Origin of the sequence: Streptomyces sp. AC512_CC834, assembly GCF_019049325.1 — a bacterium.
In the GTDB taxonomy this organism is placed as follows: Bacteria; Actinomycetota; Actinomycetes; order Streptomycetales; family Streptomycetaceae; genus Streptomyces.
Genome location: NZ_JAGMUO010000097.1, coordinates 937,469 through 952,313, shown reverse-complemented (window position 1 = coordinate 952,313; position 14,845 = coordinate 937,469). Strand labels below are relative to the sequence as shown.

The window sequence follows — 14,845 nt, the reverse complement described above, 5'->3', positions numbered from 1 at the left end:
CAGGTGATGACAAATGACGACTTCTGCTCCCGCCGCGCCCTCGCAGCTCGACGTCGCCGGTGAACTGCTCACGCTCCTGCGCGACGCGACCACCGAACCGCGGCCCGACATCCAACTGGAGGCCCTCACCCTGGCGGTGGCCGCGGACCTCCCCGTGCTGCTGTGGGGAGAGCCGGGGATCGGCAAGACCGCGGCGCTCACCCAGCTCGCCACCGCCCTCGACCTCCCGCTGACCACCGTGATCGCCAGCGTGCACGAGCCGTCCGACTTCTCCGGGCTGCCCGTCGTCGGCGACGACCCCGCCGAACAGGGCGTCCCGATGGCCCCGCCGGACTGGGCGGTGCGCCTGGTACGGGCCGGCCGGGGACTGCTGTTCCTCGACGAGCTGTCCACCGCGCCGCCCGCCGTACAGGCCGCGCTGCTCCGCCTCGTCCTCGAACGGCGGATCGGCGCGCTGCGACTGCCGCCCGGCGTCAGGATCGTCGCCGCCGCCAACCCGCGGTCCTCGGCGGCCGACGGCTGGGAACTGAGCCCGCCCCTGGCCAACCGGTTCGTCCACCTCCAGTGGACCCACGACCACGACGTCGTCGTACGGGGCCTCGGCGGGACCTGGCCCCGGGCGACCCTGCCTAGCCTCGACCCGGCGGGACTGGAGCCGGCCGTGCGTTACGCGCGCCGGGCGGTGTGCGAGTTCCTCACCGTCCGCCCCGGGCTCGTGCACCGGCTGCCCAACGGTGAGACGCGCCGGGGCGGTGCCTGGCCCTCGCCCCGGAGCTGGGAGATGACCCTGAGCCTGATCGCCTTCGCGACCGCGGCCGGCTCGTCCAGGGAAGTGCTCTCCCTGCTGGTGCGGGGGACCGTGGGGGACGGCCCCGGACTGGAACTGATGGCCGGCCTGGACCGGATGGACCTCCCGGACCCCGAGACGCTGCTCGCCGACCCGGCGGGTGCCGTCCTGCCCGAACGGGGCGACCTGCGCCAGGCCGTGCTGGACGGGGTGGTGGCCGCCGTACGCAAGCGGCCGGAGAAGTCCCGGTGGGACGCGGCGTGGGCGCTCCTCGCCCGGGCGATGGAGACCGGCGCCCCGGACGTCGTGGTCGTCCCGGCGACGACACTGGCCGCGCTGCGGCAGCAGGACTGGGACGTCCCGGCCTCGATCGAGCGGCTGGCCGGAGCCATGTCCCTGTCCCGCCGCGCGGACCGCGCGGCGGATCGAGCGGCGGCGCGGCTCGCGGGCACCGCGAAGGCGGACCGATGAACCCGCATCGTTCGCCCGGGGCGGCGTCGGGGCCGGATGTGCTGGGAGGGGCCGGGGCGGGGCCCGGTGTGCCCGGCGTGTCGAGGGCGGGTGCCGGCGCGACGGACGGGGTCACGTCGGCCGCGGGCCTGCCGGGACCGGGTAGGGCCGGTTCTGGCGCACCTGGCCGACCTGGGGCGGGACTTGGTGTGCCCGGGGAGCCGGCGTCGAGCACCGGCCCGCCGGCACCGGCCGCAACCGGTACGGCCGCTTCGAGCGATTCCGCGTCGGCCACGGCGGCGACGGGCATGGCGACGGCGACCACGGCGGCGTCGGGCATGGCGACGGCAGGCACGGCGGCGTCGAGCATGGTGGCGTCGGGCATGGCGACGGCGGGCACGGTGACGGTGACCACGGCGACGGCGGCCACGGCGGCAGACACGGCGGCGTCGGCCGCGGCGGCGAGTGCCGCGGTGTCCGGCACGGTGACGGCCGGGCCGGACCGGGTGGACCTCGACCGCGACAAGCTCTTCACCGCCCGGTTGCAGGCCGCCCGGGCCCGGCCCTACCTGGCGACGGCGCTGTTCGCCCTGCACGTCGTCCCGTCGCGGAGGGTGCCGACGATGGCCGTCGACCGGCACTGGCGGTGTTACGCCTCGCCGGTCTTCGTCGACCGGACGCCGGTGGAGGAACTGGCCGGTGTCTGGGTGCACGAGGTGTCGCACCTGCTGCGCGACCACCACGGGCGCGGCGACCGCGTGGCGCGCGAACGCGGGCTGAGTGGCCCGGCGGAACGGCTGCGGATGAACATCGCCGCGGACTGCGAGATCAACGACGACGTGTTCGGCGACGGGCTGGTCCGCCCCGAGGGCGCGGTCGAGCCGCGGCTGCTGAAACTGCCCGAGGGACAGCTCATGGAGGACTACCTGCGCCAGTTCCGGCTCGGGCCGCTCACCGAGAGCCTGGCCTGGCTGGACTGCGGCAGCGGCGCCGACGGCCTCGAACGGGAGTGGGACCTCGGTCCCGACGGCGCCGACGGACTCAGCGAGCAGGAACGGGACGCGGTGCGCTTCCGGGTGGCGCGGGGCATCAGCGCCCGCCCGGGAAGCGCCCCGAAGGGATGGCAGCGCTGGGCGGAGAAGGTGTTCCATCCGCCGCAGCCCTGGCGCCAGTTGCTGGGAGCCGCGGTCCGCGCGGCGACCTCCTCGGGCGGCACGGGCGAGGACTACACGTACGGCAGGCCGTCGCGGCGCTCGGCCGGAACACCCGGCGTCGTGCTGCCCAGCCTGCGGCGCAGACCGCCCCGCGTCGCCGTGGTCATCGACACCTCCGGGTCGGTCAGCGACGCCGAACTGGGCAGCGCGCTCCTGGAGGTCGCCGCGATCGCCCGAGCCGTCGGAGGGCGCCGCGATCTGGTCAGTGTCGTGCCGTGCGACGCGGCGGCCCGGGTCGCGCACTCCCTGTGCCGGGCCGAGGGGATCCCGCTGGTGGGCGGCGGCGGTACGGACCTGCGCACCGGCTTCGCCAAGGCGCTGAGGTCGCGTCCCGCGCCGGACGCCGTCGTGGTGCTGACCGACGGGCAGACCCCCTGGCCGGACACGCGGCCGGCCTGCCGGACGGTGGTGGGCCTCTTCCCCCGGGAGCGGGCGGGCGGCTCCTGGGACGAGGACGACCCCGAGTACGTCCCCGACTCACCGCCCGACTGGGCACGCGTGGTCGTCATCGACTCCGGCCCGGCGACCGGCCGGTGAGCCCGGGCGCGCTCAGCCCAGCCGCGGGATCTCGATCGCCGGGCAGCGGTCCATCACCATCTCCAGACCCGCGGCCCGGGTCCGCTCGTACGCCGCCTCGTCGACCACACCGAGCTGGAACCAGACGGCTCCGGCGCCCTTCGCGACCGCCTCGTCGGCGACCTGACCGGCCAGGTCGCTGTTGACGAAGACGTCGACGACGTCCACGTCGAAGGGGATGTCCGCGAGCGAGGCGTACCCCTGCTCGCCGTGCACCGTCTCCGCTTTTGGATGCACCGGCACGACGCGCTTGCCGAAGCGTTGCAGCACCTCGGCGACGCCGTACGCCGCGCGCTGCCGGTTGGACGACAGGCCCACCACGGCCCAGGTGTCGCCCAGCCCGGTGAGGATCTTGCGGACGGTTGCCTCGTCGCCGTACACCGGCGGCCTCCTCGCACTCTGGGTGACCCGCGTGTCGCGCCTCCCGCCCGGGACAACGGACGGCGGCGTGCCGGGATTCCCCCGCGCGGCGCGACAGCGCGACGAGCGCGACGAGCGCCCCTGTGCGTCACCGTGCCGGCCCGCCTGGGGCCTGTCCGGCGGGTCAGGTCGCAGGAAAGCCGCGGCGCCTCGTCGTCGCCGGTGAACGGGGTCTGGTGCGTGCAGTTGCAAGGCAAAGGAGGGCGGCAGCGCGGAGCGTCGGCAACCGACGACAACCGACGACAACGCCGCTAGGGGCACCTCCCACGCCCTTCAGGCAGTGGGGGAGGGCGTGCCGGGCCCCGCGTCCGCGGCATGATCCGCCGGGCAGGCCCTGGGCTAGGCTCACCCCGTGCTGCGCATCATCGACGCCCGGACCGGAGAACCCGCCCTCGCCGCCCCCGCCCGACGGGCACCGACGCGTGTCGAGGCACACGCGCCGGGGCACGACGCCACCGCGCTGCGCGTGCTGCTCGTCGCGGACCTCCTGGTGCGCGCCCTGGAACTCGACGGCACGCCCGCGTGGGCGCTGCTGACCGGCGAGGAGGAACGCGACAAGCTGCGCCAGGACTCGGCCGCCCTCGGCATCCGGCCCTTCGAGGACGGCGCCGCCGCCGGCTCAGGACCGGGCACCGGCCAGAGGGTCCGTGTCGTGCGCGAGGGCGGGGCCGCCCCGGACGGGGCAACGGTCGCCGTCGCCCCCGTGCACCCCGCCGAACCGGACCTCACCGATCCCGACGCCGTGCGCCTGGCCCTGCTGGAACGGCACCACCACGCGCGCGTGCGGCTCGACACGCCCGCGCTGGACGAGGCCCGCGACACCCTCGCCCGGTGGCGCCGCGCCGTCGCCGACTGGGCCCGGCAGCCGTCCCGCCCGGTCCCGGGCGAGGTGCGCGACCGGCTGCGGGCCGCCTGGGAGGACGACCTGGACACCCCCGGAGTCCTGCGGGTACTGCGCCGGGTCGAGACCGATCCGGACCTTCCGGACGGAGCCCGCTTCGAGATCTGCGCCTACGCCGACCGGTTCCTCGGCCTCCACCTCACCAGGGACCTCGGAGCCCCGGCGTGATCGCGCGCCCCGGGCCGGGCCCGCTGCGCCGCCTGGTCGTCCTGCGGCACGCCAAGTCGGCCCGCCCCGAAGGCGTCGCCGATCACGACCGTCCCCAAGGGCCTGCCCGGCGGATCATGCTGCAGACGCGGGGTCTGACACGCCCTCCCCCACTGCCTGAAGGGCGTGGGAGGTGCCCCCAGCGGCGTCGTCGTCGGTTGCCGACGCTCCGCGCTGCCGCCCTCCTTTGCCTTGCAACTGCACGCACGAGACCCCGCTCACCGGCGCCGATGAGGCGCCGTGACTTTCCTGCGACCTGATCCGCCGGACAGACCCTCGCCCCGCGCGGCCTGCGCGACGCCCCCGCCGCCGGACGCGCGCCGGCCGAGGCCGACTGGCTGCCGGACCTCGCCCTCGTCTCCACCGCCGTACGCGCCCGGCAGACCTGGGAGCTGGCCTCCGCCCAGTGGGGCACGCCGCCGCCCGTACGCTTCGACGCACGCCTCTACGGCGCCGGTGCACCCGCCCTGCTCGAGGTGGTGCGCGAGACGCCCCCGGAGGCCGGCACGCTGCTCCTCGTGGGCCACAACCCCGGCCTGGAGGAGCTGATCCTCGCGCTGGCCGGTGACGCCCTGGACGACGCGCTGGACCGGATCCGGGTGAAGTACCCGACCTCGGCGCTCGCCGTACTGGCGTGGCGCGGCACCTCCTGGCGGGCCCTCGCCCCCGGTGCGGCCCTGCTGACCGCGGTGACCGTGCCGAGGGGCGGGCCGCGGTGAGCGCATAGGCTGACCGGATGCAGGACGAGTACCGCACCGTCGCCCGCGCGGGTGTGCACGAAACCGAGATCAACCGCTCGCGCTTCCTGTGCGCCCTCGCCCCGGCCGCCACCGAGCAGGACGCCCAGGCGTTCGTCGCGGGCGTACGCAAGGAGCACGCGGACGCCGCCCACAACTGCTTCGCGTACGTCATCGGTGCCGACGCCGCCGTCCAGAGGGCGAGCGACGACGGCGAACCCGGCGGCACCGCGGGCGTCCCCATGCTCCAGATGCTGCTGCGCCGCGACATGCGGTACGTCGTCGCCGTCGTCACCCGCTACTACGGCGGCGTCAAGCTCGGCGCGGGCGGCCTCATCCGCGCCTACGGCGGCGCCGTCGGCGAGGCCCTGGACGACCTCGGCACCCTCACCCGCCGCCGGTTCCGCCTCGCCACGGTGACCGTCGACCACCAGCGGGCCGGCAAGCTCCAGAACGACCTGCGCACGGCCGGACGCGCGGTGCGCGACGTGCGGTACGCCGAGGCGGTCACCATCGAGGTGGGTCTGCCGGAGGCCGACGTGGACACCTTCCGCTCCTGGCTCGCCGACGCCACCGCCGGGTCCGCCGGTTTCGAACTGGGCGGAGAGGCCTACGGCGACGCGTGACAAGCCGGACAACAAGGGCGTAACAGGTGTTTGCGGGGTGGGTGCGAGGGGCGAAACGGGAGTAACCACCCGGGCTGTCGGACCCTCCCGTTAGTCTCGGGGATCATGCGACTGCTGCACACTTCCGACTGGCATCTCGGCCGGGCGTTCCACCGGGTGAACATGCTCGGCGCCCAGGCCGGGTTCATCGGCCACCTCGTCGAGACCGTGCGCGAGCGCGCCGTCGACGCCGTGGTCGTGTCGGGGGACGTGTACGACCGGGCGGTGCCCCCGCTCGCCGCCGTCGAGCTGTTCGACGAGGCCCTGCACCGGCTCGCCGACCTCGGTGTGCCGACGGTGATGATCTCCGGCAACCATGACTCGGCCCGCCGCCTCGGCGTCGGTGCCGGACTCATCGACCGCGCCGGCATCCACCTGCGCACCGACCCGGCCGGCTGCGGCACCCCGGTGGTGCTGGCGGACGCCCACGGCGAGGTGGCGTTCTACGGGCTGCCGTATCTCGAACCGGCCCTGGTGAAAACCGAGTTCGGCGTCGAGAAGGCGGGGCACGAGACCGTGCTCGCCGCCGCCATGGACCGGGTCCGCGCCGACCTCGCCACGCGCGCGCGTGGCACGCGTTCCGTCGTCCTCGCGCACGCCTTCGTCACCGGCGGCGAGCAGAGCGACAGCGAGCGGGACATCACCGTCGGCGGAGTCGCCGCCGTACCCTGCGGAGTCTTCGACGGCGTCGACTACGTGGCGCTCGGACACCTGCACGGCTGCCAGACCCTCACCGGGCGCGTCCGCTACTCCGGCTCCCCGCTGCCGTACTCCTTCTCCGAGCACCGGCACCGCAAGAGCATGTGGCTCGTCGACCTGGAAGTCGACGGCTCGGTCACCGCCGAACGCGTCGACTGCCCCGTCCCCCGCTCCCTGGCCCGGCTGCGCGGCACCCTGGAGGACCTGCTCGCCGACCCGGAGCTGGCCCCGCACGAGGAGGCGTGGGTCGAGGCGACCCTCACCGACCCGGTCCGCCCGGACGACCCCATGGCCCGGCTCACCGAGCGCTTCCCGCACACACTCAGCCTCGTCTTCGACCCCGAGCGCGCCCCGGACGAACCGGGCCTGTCCTACGCCCGGCGCCTCGCCGACCGCAGCGACCAGCAGATCGCGGAGGACTTCGTGACCCACGTGCGCGGCGCCGGGCCCGACGACCACGAACAGGCCGTGCTGCGCGACGCGTTCGACGCGGTGCGCGCGGACGAGACCGTGCGGGAGGTGGCCCGGTGAGGCTGCACCGGCTGGACATCACCGCCTTCGGACCCTTCGGCGCCTCGCAGAGCGTCGACTTCGACGACCTGTCCGCGGCCGGCCTCTTCCTGCTGCACGGGCCCACCGGCGCAGGCAAGACCTCCGTCCTCGACGCCGTCTGCTACGCGCTGTACGGCTCGGTGCCGGGCGCCCGGCAGGGCGGCGGCCAGGGCATGACCCTGCGCAGCGACCACGCCGACGTCGGCACCCGCACCGAGGTGCGCCTCGAACTCACCGTCGCGGAACGCCGGCTGGAGATCACCCGGCAGCCGCCCCGGGAACGGCCGAAGCTGCGCGGCAAGGGCACGACCGTCGACAAGGCCCAGACCTGGCTGCGCGAGTACGACGCGACGGCCGGTGCCTGGAAGGACCTCAGCCGCTCCCACCAGGAGATCGGCGAGGAGATCACACAGCTCCTCGGCATGAGCCGCGAGCAGTTCTGCCAGGTCGTCCTGCTGCCCCAGGGCGACTTCGCGCGCTTCCTGCGCGCCGACGCGGAGGCGCGCGGCAAGCTGCTCGGCCGGCTCTTCGACACCCGGCGCTTCGCCGAGGTCGAGAAACGCCTCGCCGAGCGGCGGCGTACGACCGAGGCCCAGGTGCGCGAGGGCGACGCCACACTGCTGGCCGACGCCCACCGGATGCAGCAGGCCGCCGGCCGGGCCATGGAGCTGCCGGAGCTGGCGCCCGGCGAGCCGGGCCTGGCCGAGGCCGTCCTCGGCGCCGCCGCCGTCGCCCGCAGCACCGCCCGCGAGCTGCGAGCCGTCGCCGACTGCCGGCTCACGGCCACCGAGTCCGCCCAGGCCGGCGCCGAACGCGACCTTGCCGACGCCCGGGAACTGGACCGGCTGCAACGCCGGTTCGCCGAGGCGGAGGAGCGGGCCGCGCGGCTGGCGGAGCGGGCCGACGCCCACCGCGCGGAGCGGGAGCGCATGGAGCGGGGCCGCAAGGCCGAGGCGGTGGCACCCGCACTGGAGCTGCGGGACGCCGCCGACACCGAACACCGGCGGGCGGCGGCCTCGGAGGCACGCGCGCGTGCCCTGCTGCCACAGGCCCTCGCCGACGCGGACACCACGGGGCTCGCCGCCGCGGCCCGACGCTCCGCGGAGGAACTGGGCGGCCTCGAGTCCGCCCGGCGGGCCGAACGGCGCCTCGCCGAACTGGTCGAGGAGCGCGCCGGCCTCGACCGCCAGGAACGCGCCGACGAGGACGTCCTGCACGAGGCGGAGACCTGGCTCGCCGACTGGGAGACCACCCGCACCGCACTCCAGACCCGCGTCGACTGCGCACAGGAGGCCGCGACCCGCACCGAACAGCTCACCGTCCAGCGCGACCCGGCACAGCGGCGGCTGGGCGCCGCCCGGCAACGCGACCAGTACGCCGCCGACACCGAAGAGGCCCAGCGGCTCGCCCTCACCTCGGCCGAACAGGCCGTCGAGGCCCGCGCCCACTGGCTCGACCTCAAGGAACAGCGGCTGAACGGCATCGCCGCCGAACTCGCCGCGAACCTCACCGACGGCACGCCCTGCGCGGTGTGCGGCGCCACCGAACACCCCGCCCCCGCGCGCAAGGTCGCCGGGCACGTCGACCGCGAGGCGGAGGAGCACGCCCTCGCCGCCTACCAGGCCGCCGACGAACGGCGCGCGGAAGCCGAACGGCGCCTGGGCACCGTACGCGAGGCGCTCGCCGCCGCCACGGCGGAGGCCGGGGACGCGCCCACCGTCCGGCTGGCCGAGGAGGCCGAGGAACTCGAGCGGCAGTACGCGCGGACGCGGGCCATCGCCTCCGGGCTGCACGCCGCGCAGGAAGAGCTGCGGCGGGCGGAGCGCGAGCGCGAGCAGCGCGTCGCCGCCCAGCAGCAGGCCGCCGTCCGGTCCGCCTCCCGGGTCGCGGGACGGGACCGGCTGGAGCGTGAACAGGCCGTGCTGGAGGAGGAGTTGACGCGGGCCCGCGGCACCGCCGAGAGCGTCACGGCGCGGGCGGCGCAGCTTGAGCACCGGGCCGCGCTGCTCACGGAGGCCGCCGACACCGCCCGCCTCGCCGAGGACACCGCCCAGCGGCTCAAGGACGCCGACGCCCGGCTCGCCGACGCCGCCTTCCGGGCCGGCTTCGACACGCCGGGGGACGCGGCCGCCGCACTGCTCGACGACACCGCCCACCGAGAGCTGCAACGGCGGCTCGACGCCTGGCAGTCCGAGGACGCCGCCGTCCGCGCGGTCCTCGCCGAGGCCGACACCGCCGCCGCGGCCGCGCGGCCACCCGCCGACCCCACCGCGGCGGAACGGACGGCCGCCGACGCGGGCCGGAGCCTGCGCGAGGCCTCCTCGGCCCGCGACGCCGCCACCCGGCGCTGCACCGACCTTGACCGCCTCTCCGCGCACGCCACCACCTCCGTGCGCCGGCTGGCACCACTGCGCGAGGAGCACACCCGCGTCGCCCGCCTCGCCTCGCTCGCCGCGGGTACCTCGGCGGACAACGAACGCCGGATGCGCCTGGAGTCGTACGTGCTGGCGGCCCGCCTGGAGCAGGTCGCCGCCGCGGCGACCGCGCGGCTCGGGCGCATGTCCTCCGGCCGCTACACCCTCGTCCACTCCGACGACCGCACCGGACGCGGCCGCAGCGGCCTCGGTCTGCACGTCGTCGACGCCTGGACCGGCCGCGAGCGCGACACGGCCACGCTGTCCGGCGGCGAGACCTTCTTCGCCTCGCTCGCCCTCGCGCTCGGCCTCGCCGACGTCGTCACCGACGAGGCCGGTGGCGTCCGCCTGGACACCCTCTTCATCGACGAGGGCTTCGGCAGCCTCGACGACCAGACCCTCGACGAGGTCCTCGACGTCCTCGACGCACTGCGCGAGCGGGACCGCAGCGTCGGCATCGTCAGCCACGTCGCCGACCTGCGGCGGCGGATCCACGCCCAGCTCGAGGTCGTGAAGGACCGCTCGGGCTCGACCCTGCGACAACGCGGCACGGGCTAGCTGTATTGCCCACACCACAGCACACCACAAGAGCGGTTTGGAAGCCGTTGCACGGCGAGAGGGTTCCCCGACACACTGGTGGCGGGAACCATCCGTGTCGAGGGGGGGTCTTGGGGGGTCTTGTGGGTCCGGTCCTGGACACCGCGTTCATACCGCCGCGGGAGCGGGAGGAAGTGGTCCGGCACGCGGTGTGGGACTCCATGGTGGCGGTCGACATCGACCACCGTCCCGCGACCGAGGACATCTCCGTCCGCACAGGGCTCGACGCCGTCGGACCGAGCGGCTGGCCCGGGTGGACGAGGAGCCGGCCGTCTATGAATCGATCTCTCCCTGCACGCTGCTCTTCGACGAGGGAGTCGACCACCACTTCCTGCGTTTCCCCCCCGCGCGCTACTCGCGCTCCCGGACCACCTGCTGCGGGACACCAGTACGGTCACCCTGGGACCCGACAACCCCCTTGCGGGCCTCGCCACTGCGCCGTTGGACGCGACGCTCGGCCTGCGGGTCAAGCAGTACATCCGGGAGCACCTGGCCGATCCGGAGCTGTCGGCGGCGCGGACAGCCGCCGCCCACGGCATCTCCGTACGGCACCTCTACGTGGTGCTGTCCCGGTCGGGAATCACCCTCGGAGACTGGATCCGTACCCGCCGCCTGGCCGAATGCAGGCGGGAGCCGGCCGGGGCGAACGGACGGCTGCGGACCATCGCGGCGACAGGACGCAGGTGGGGCTTTGTGGACGCGACCCACTTCAGCAAGGTGTTCAAACGCGCCTACGGAATCTCACCCCGGGCCTGGCGCGAACAGAACCGCCGGACAACCTCAGCGCCCTGTGAGGCGACGCAGATATGTGCGCGCGACCGAACTCCCCTCCCTGAACGCGCCGGTGGACGCGGGTGAGAGGTGGTGCCGACGGGCGTGTAGGTTCTCGCCCATGGTGCGATACGCGGAGCCGGGCGCGGTGGAGTGGGTCGAGTCGGGCGGCGGCCCGCTCATAGCGGTCCCGGAGACGGTCCTGCCGTTCTGGACCGGCGCCGACGGCGAGGAGACGGACTCCGACTACGACCGGGCCTGCGAGGTCGACGGCTACGTCGGACTCCTCCCGGTCGGCGACTCCACCGCCCTGGTACTCGGCGACGAACCCGCCTCCACCGCCTACCTCCCCGACCACGCCACCTTCGTCCGCTGGTGCGCCGCGGACTCCGAGGACGAGGTGCTGGCCGGTGTCCCCGCCGCCCTCGACGCGGCCGAGTGGGAGCCCGAGGTGTCCTGGCACGTGCCGGGACCCGTGCTCCTGTTCGACGCCGCCTGGCCAGGCGCCGCCTCGGACCGCGCCGACCACGTGCGGGTCGCGCTCGACCCCGGCCGGTACGCGGTGCGCGCGGCCGAGGTGCGCCCCGGGCCCGAGACGTGGCTGAGCCTCGTACACCTGCGGCGGCTCGCCGACCGGTAACCGGCGCGATATTGAAGTGCGGGGTCCGCGGCCGGCGCCCATCATGGTTGCCCATGCCGCCCCTTCCGCACCCCGCCCCCGAAGATCTGCGCCGCGACCCGCTGCCCCTGCGCGGCCGTACCGCCCTCGTCACCGGAGCCAGCCGCCGCGGCGGCATCGGCCACGCCGTGGCCCGGCGGCTCGCCGCCTACGGGGCGAGCGTCTACCTGCACCACCACGTCCCGCACGACGCCGCCATGCCCTGGGGCGCCGACCGCCCCGAGGACGTGGTCGCCTCCGTGCGCGCCGCGCTCGGCGACCCCGACGCCACCGTCCACGCGGGCCCCGGCGACCTCACCCGACCCGACGCCCCCGGCGAACTCCTCGCCACCGCCGCCGAAGCGCTCGGCGGACGACTGGACGTCCTCGTCGCCAACCACGCCCTCAACGGCTCCGACGGCACCCTCGACACGATCGACGCCGCGATGCTCGACGCGCACTGGCAGGCCGACACCCGCTCCGTACTGCTGCTGATCCAGGCCTACGCCCGGCACCGCGCCGCACTGCCGCCCCGCAGACCCGGCGGCCGGGTCGTGATGATGACCTCCGGCCAGGACATCGCGGGCGGCATGCCCGGCGAGATCGCCTACGCGCTCCAGAAGGGCGCGCTGGCATCCGTCACCCGCTCCCTGTCGACGACCCTCGCCGAGCACGCGATCACCGTGAACGCGGTCAACCCCGGCCCCGTGGACACCGGTTACCTGACCGGCGACGCCTACGAGGCAGTCGCCGAGTGCTTCCCCGGCGGGCGGTGGGGCATGCCCGACGACCCCGCCCGCCTCATCGCGTGGCTCGCCACGGACGAGGCGGAGTGGGTCACCGGTCAGGTGATCGACTCGGAGGGCGGTTTCAGGCGGTGAGCCGTGGGGTGTGCGGGTGTCACAGCCGTGAGGTGAGCGGGCGTCACAGCCGCGACAGCTCGTCCACCAGGTCGTCCAGGCCCAGCGAACCCTGCGAGAGCGCCGCCATGTGCCACGCCTTCGGGTCGAACGCGTCGCCGTGCCGCTCGCGGGCCTTCTCCCGGCCCAGCAGCCACGCCCGCTCCCCGAGCTTGTAGCCGATCGCCTGACCCGGGATCGTCAGGTACCGGGTCAGCTCGCTCTCCACGAAGTCCGCCGGGCGGCTGCTGTGCGCGCCGAAGAACTCCTGCGCCAGCTTCGGCGTCCAGCGCTCGCCCGGGTGGAACGGGGAGTCCGCCGGGATCTCCAGCTCCAGGTGCATGCCGATGTCCACGATGACGCGGGCGGCCCGCATCATCTGCGCGTCCAGGTAGCCGAGGCGCTGCTCGGCGTCCGTGAGGAAGCCCAGCTCGTCCATCAGCCGCTCCGCGTACAGCGCCCAGCCCTCGGCGTTGGCGCTGACCATGCCCACGGACGCCTGGTAGCGGGAGAGGCTCTCCGCGACGTGCGTCCACTGGGCGAGCTGGAGGTGGTGGCCGGGGACGCCCTCGTGGTACCAGGTCGAGACCAGGTCGTACACCGGGAAACGGGTCTGGCCCATCGTCGGCAGCCAGGTGCGGCCGGGGCGGGAGAAATCCTCCGACGGTGAGGTGTAGTAGGGCGCCGCCGCGCTGCCGGGCGGGGCGATGCGCGACTCCACCCGCCGCACCCGCTCGGCGAGTTCGAAGTGCGTGCCGTCCAACTGCTCGATCGCCTGGTCCATCAGGCCCTGCAGCCAGTCGCGGACCTCGTCGACGCCCTCGATGTGCCGGCCGTGCTCGTCCAGGTGCGCCAGCGCCACCCACGGCGTGTCGGCGCCCGGCAGGATCTTCTCCGCCTCCTGCTTCATCTCGGCGAGCAGCCGGTGGTACTCGGCCCAGCCGTACGCGTACGCCTCGTCCAGGTCCAGGTCCGTGCCGTTGTAGTAGCGCGACCAGCGGGCGTAGCGCTCCCGGCCCACCGTGTCCGGGGCGCCCTCGATCGCCGGGGCGTACACGTCGCGCATCCAGTCCCGCAGCTCCACCACGGCGGCACTCGCGCCCCGCGCGGCCTCGTCCAGCTCCGTGCGCAGCGCGTCCGGCCCGTCGGCGGCGAAGTCCTCGAACCAGCCACGCCCCTCGCCGGTGTCCGCCCACTCGCCGAGCTGCTCGACGAAGGTGGCGGTCGGGCGCGGCGCCGCGTACAGCTCGCGCTCCAGGCCCAGGGCCAGGGACTCCCGGTAGCCCGCCAGCGCCCCCGGCACCGCGCGCAGCCGCTCGGCGATCCGTGCCCAGTCCTCGTCCGTCTGCGTCGGTGTGAGCGTGAAGACCTCGCGCACCGAATGGGCGACGGTGCCCATGTTGCCGACCGAGCGCAGGCCCTCCTGGGCCTCGTGCACCGCGAGTTCGGCCGTCAGACGCTCGCGCAGCAGCCGCGCGCAGCGCCGCTCCACGTCGCTGTCCCCGCCGGGCCGACGCTCCGCCTCGTCCAGCCGGGCCAGGGTGGTCCGGGCCAGCTCCGCGAGGGCCTCCTGCCCGGCGGGCGAGAAGTCGGGCAGGCGGCTGGAACTCTCGGCGACACCGAGATAGGTACCGGTGACCGGGTCGAGGGCGATGAGATCGTCGACATAGGCGTCGGCGACCTCGCGGGGCAGCGGGCTCTTGGTCTCTGACATGCGAACATCCTCATACGGATACCGGTGCCGCGTCAGCCCGGTGGACCGGGCCGGGGCGCGGGTGCGGCCAGATTTCGCTCAGGGCGTGGCCGCGGACCCGGTCGGCGGCAGCAGCGGCCCGCACTCCCACCGCTGGAAGATCAGCCGGGTCTCGACGCGGGCCACCTCCCGCCGGGACGTGAACTCGTCCAGGACCAGCCGCTGCAGATCCGTCATGTCCGCGACCGCGACATGCACGAGGTAGTCGTCCGGGCCGGTGAGGTGGAAGACGGTGAGCGACTCGGGCAGCGCCCGGATCCGGTCCACGAACGGGCCGACCAGCTCCCGCCGGTGCGGCCGCACCTGCACCGACAGCAGCGCCTGGAGACCGCGCCCCAGCTTCGCCGGGTCCAGTTCCAGCCGATGGCCGAGGATCACCCCGGCCCGCCGCAGCCGGGACACCCGGTCCAGACAGGTCGAGGGGGCGACGCCGACCTGCGCGGCGAGATCGCGGTAGGTGATCCGGGCGTCGTTCTGCAGCAGCCGCAGCAAATGGAGATCCACCGGATCCAGTACGACGGAATCGGCCATGGCCCGAACGTAGC

General features: G+C 74.8%; 11 protein-coding genes and 2 pseudogenes. 10 read left to right on the top strand and 3 right to left on the bottom strand.

The genetic code is table 11. The features are described 5' to 3' along the window. The first annotated feature begins 13 nt into the window (after positions 1–13). Both KUM40_RS31925 and KUM40_RS31920 read left to right on the top strand, forming a co-directional pair. Entirely contained in the window at positions 14–1,258 is a 1,245-nt protein-coding gene (locus KUM40_RS31925; RefSeq protein WP_217169705.1) for a MoxR family ATPase, read from the top strand. Between the two features lie 287 nt (positions 1,259–1,545). Continuing rightward, complete coding sequence (locus KUM40_RS31920) at positions 1,546–2,988, top strand: VWA-like domain-containing protein (protein ID WP_254395804.1); 1,443 nt, start codon at positions 1,546–1,548, stop codon at positions 2,986–2,988. Positions 2,989–3,000: 12 nt separating this feature from the next. Here the strand turns inward: KUM40_RS31920 and KUM40_RS31915 are convergent, their stop codons facing one another. Beyond that, positions 3,001–3,408, bottom strand: a complete 408-nt coding sequence (locus KUM40_RS31915; protein WP_217169704.1) for a CoA-binding protein — start codon at positions 3,406–3,408, stop codon at positions 3,001–3,003. A 391-nt stretch (positions 3,409–3,799) separates the two neighbouring features. Between KUM40_RS31915 and KUM40_RS31910 the strand changes: the two genes are divergently transcribed. The 8 genes and pseudogenes from KUM40_RS31910 (at position 3,800) to KUM40_RS31875 (ending at position 12,529) form a co-directional block, all read left to right on the top strand. Next, positions 3,800–4,516, top strand: coding sequence for a hypothetical protein (locus tag KUM40_RS31910; RefSeq protein WP_217169702.1), 717 nt, complete (start codon positions 3,800–3,802; stop codon positions 4,514–4,516). A 314-nt stretch (positions 4,517–4,830) separates the two neighbouring features. Further along, positions 4,831–5,274 (top strand): annotated as a pseudogene (locus tag KUM40_RS31905) (histidine phosphatase family protein); the annotation flags it as partial. Between the two features lie 17 nt (positions 5,275–5,291). Next, on the top strand, positions 5,292–5,918 hold the full coding sequence (locus KUM40_RS31900; protein WP_217169701.1) for a YigZ family protein: 627 nt from the start codon (positions 5,292–5,294) through the stop codon (positions 5,916–5,918). A gap of 105 nt (positions 5,919–6,023) precedes the next feature. Next, entirely contained in the window at positions 6,024–7,187 is a 1,164-nt protein-coding gene (locus KUM40_RS31895; protein WP_217169699.1) for an exonuclease SbcCD subunit D, read from the top strand. After that, a complete protein-coding gene (locus KUM40_RS31890) occupies positions 7,184–10,180 on the top strand; it encodes an AAA family ATPase (RefSeq protein WP_217169697.1) in 2,997 nt (998 codons plus the stop codon). Before KUM40_RS31895 ends, KUM40_RS31890 begins: the two co-directional genes overlap by 4 nt. Positions 10,181–10,302: 122 nt before the next feature. After that, positions 10,303–11,077 (top strand): annotated as a pseudogene (locus tag KUM40_RS31885) (helix-turn-helix domain-containing protein). A gap of 34 nt (positions 11,078–11,111) precedes the next feature. Further along, a complete protein-coding gene (locus KUM40_RS31880) occupies positions 11,112–11,630 on the top strand; it encodes an immunity 21 family protein (protein ID WP_217169696.1) in 519 nt (172 codons plus the stop codon). 53 nt (positions 11,631–11,683) lie between these two features. Further along, positions 11,684–12,529 carry an SDR family oxidoreductase gene (locus KUM40_RS31875; RefSeq protein ID WP_217169695.1) on the top strand — a complete coding sequence of 282 codons (846 nt, stop codon included), beginning with the start codon at positions 11,684–11,686 and terminating at the stop codon, positions 12,527–12,529. A gap of 43 nt (positions 12,530–12,572) precedes the next feature. On the opposite strand, the gene KUM40_RS31870 is transcribed toward KUM40_RS31875, so the two are convergent. After that, a complete protein-coding gene (locus KUM40_RS31870; RefSeq protein WP_217169693.1) occupies positions 12,573–14,261 on the bottom strand; it encodes a DUF885 domain-containing protein in 1,689 nt (562 codons plus the stop codon). 78 nt (positions 14,262–14,339) lie between these two features. Next, positions 14,340–14,831, bottom strand: coding sequence for an Lrp/AsnC family transcriptional regulator (locus KUM40_RS31865; RefSeq protein WP_217169691.1), 492 nt, complete (start codon positions 14,829–14,831; stop codon positions 14,340–14,342). Between the last annotated feature and the right edge of the window lie 14 nt (positions 14,832–14,845).

Excerpts from the sequence above, each read along its gene's own strand:
- KUM40_RS31925 (WP_217169705.1), top strand. The coding sequence starts at position 14 with ATGACGACTTCTGCTCCCGCCGCGCCCTCGCAGCTCGACGTCGCCGGT.
- KUM40_RS31920 (WP_254395804.1), top strand. The coding sequence starts at position 1,546 with ATGGCGACGGCGACCACGGCGGCGTCGGGCATGGCGACGGCAGGCACG.
- KUM40_RS31900 (WP_217169701.1), top strand. The coding sequence starts at position 5,292 with ATGCAGGACGAGTACCGCACCGTCGCCCGCGCGGGTGTGCACGAAACC.
- KUM40_RS31895 (WP_217169699.1), top strand. The coding sequence starts at position 6,024 with ATGCGACTGCTGCACACTTCCGACTGGCATCTCGGCCGGGCGTTCCAC.
- KUM40_RS31880 (WP_217169696.1), top strand. The coding sequence starts at position 11,112 with ATGGTGCGATACGCGGAGCCGGGCGCGGTGGAGTGGGTCGAGTCGGGC.
- KUM40_RS31875 (WP_217169695.1), top strand. The coding sequence starts at position 11,684 with ATGCCGCCCCTTCCGCACCCCGCCCCCGAAGATCTGCGCCGCGACCCG.
- KUM40_RS31870 (WP_217169693.1), bottom strand. The coding sequence starts at position 14,261 with ATGTCAGAGACCAAGAGCCCGCTGCCCCGCGAGGTCGCCGACGCCTAT.
- KUM40_RS31865 (WP_217169691.1), bottom strand. The coding sequence starts at position 14,831 with ATGGCCGATTCCGTCGTACTGGATCCGGTGGATCTCCATTTGCTGCGG.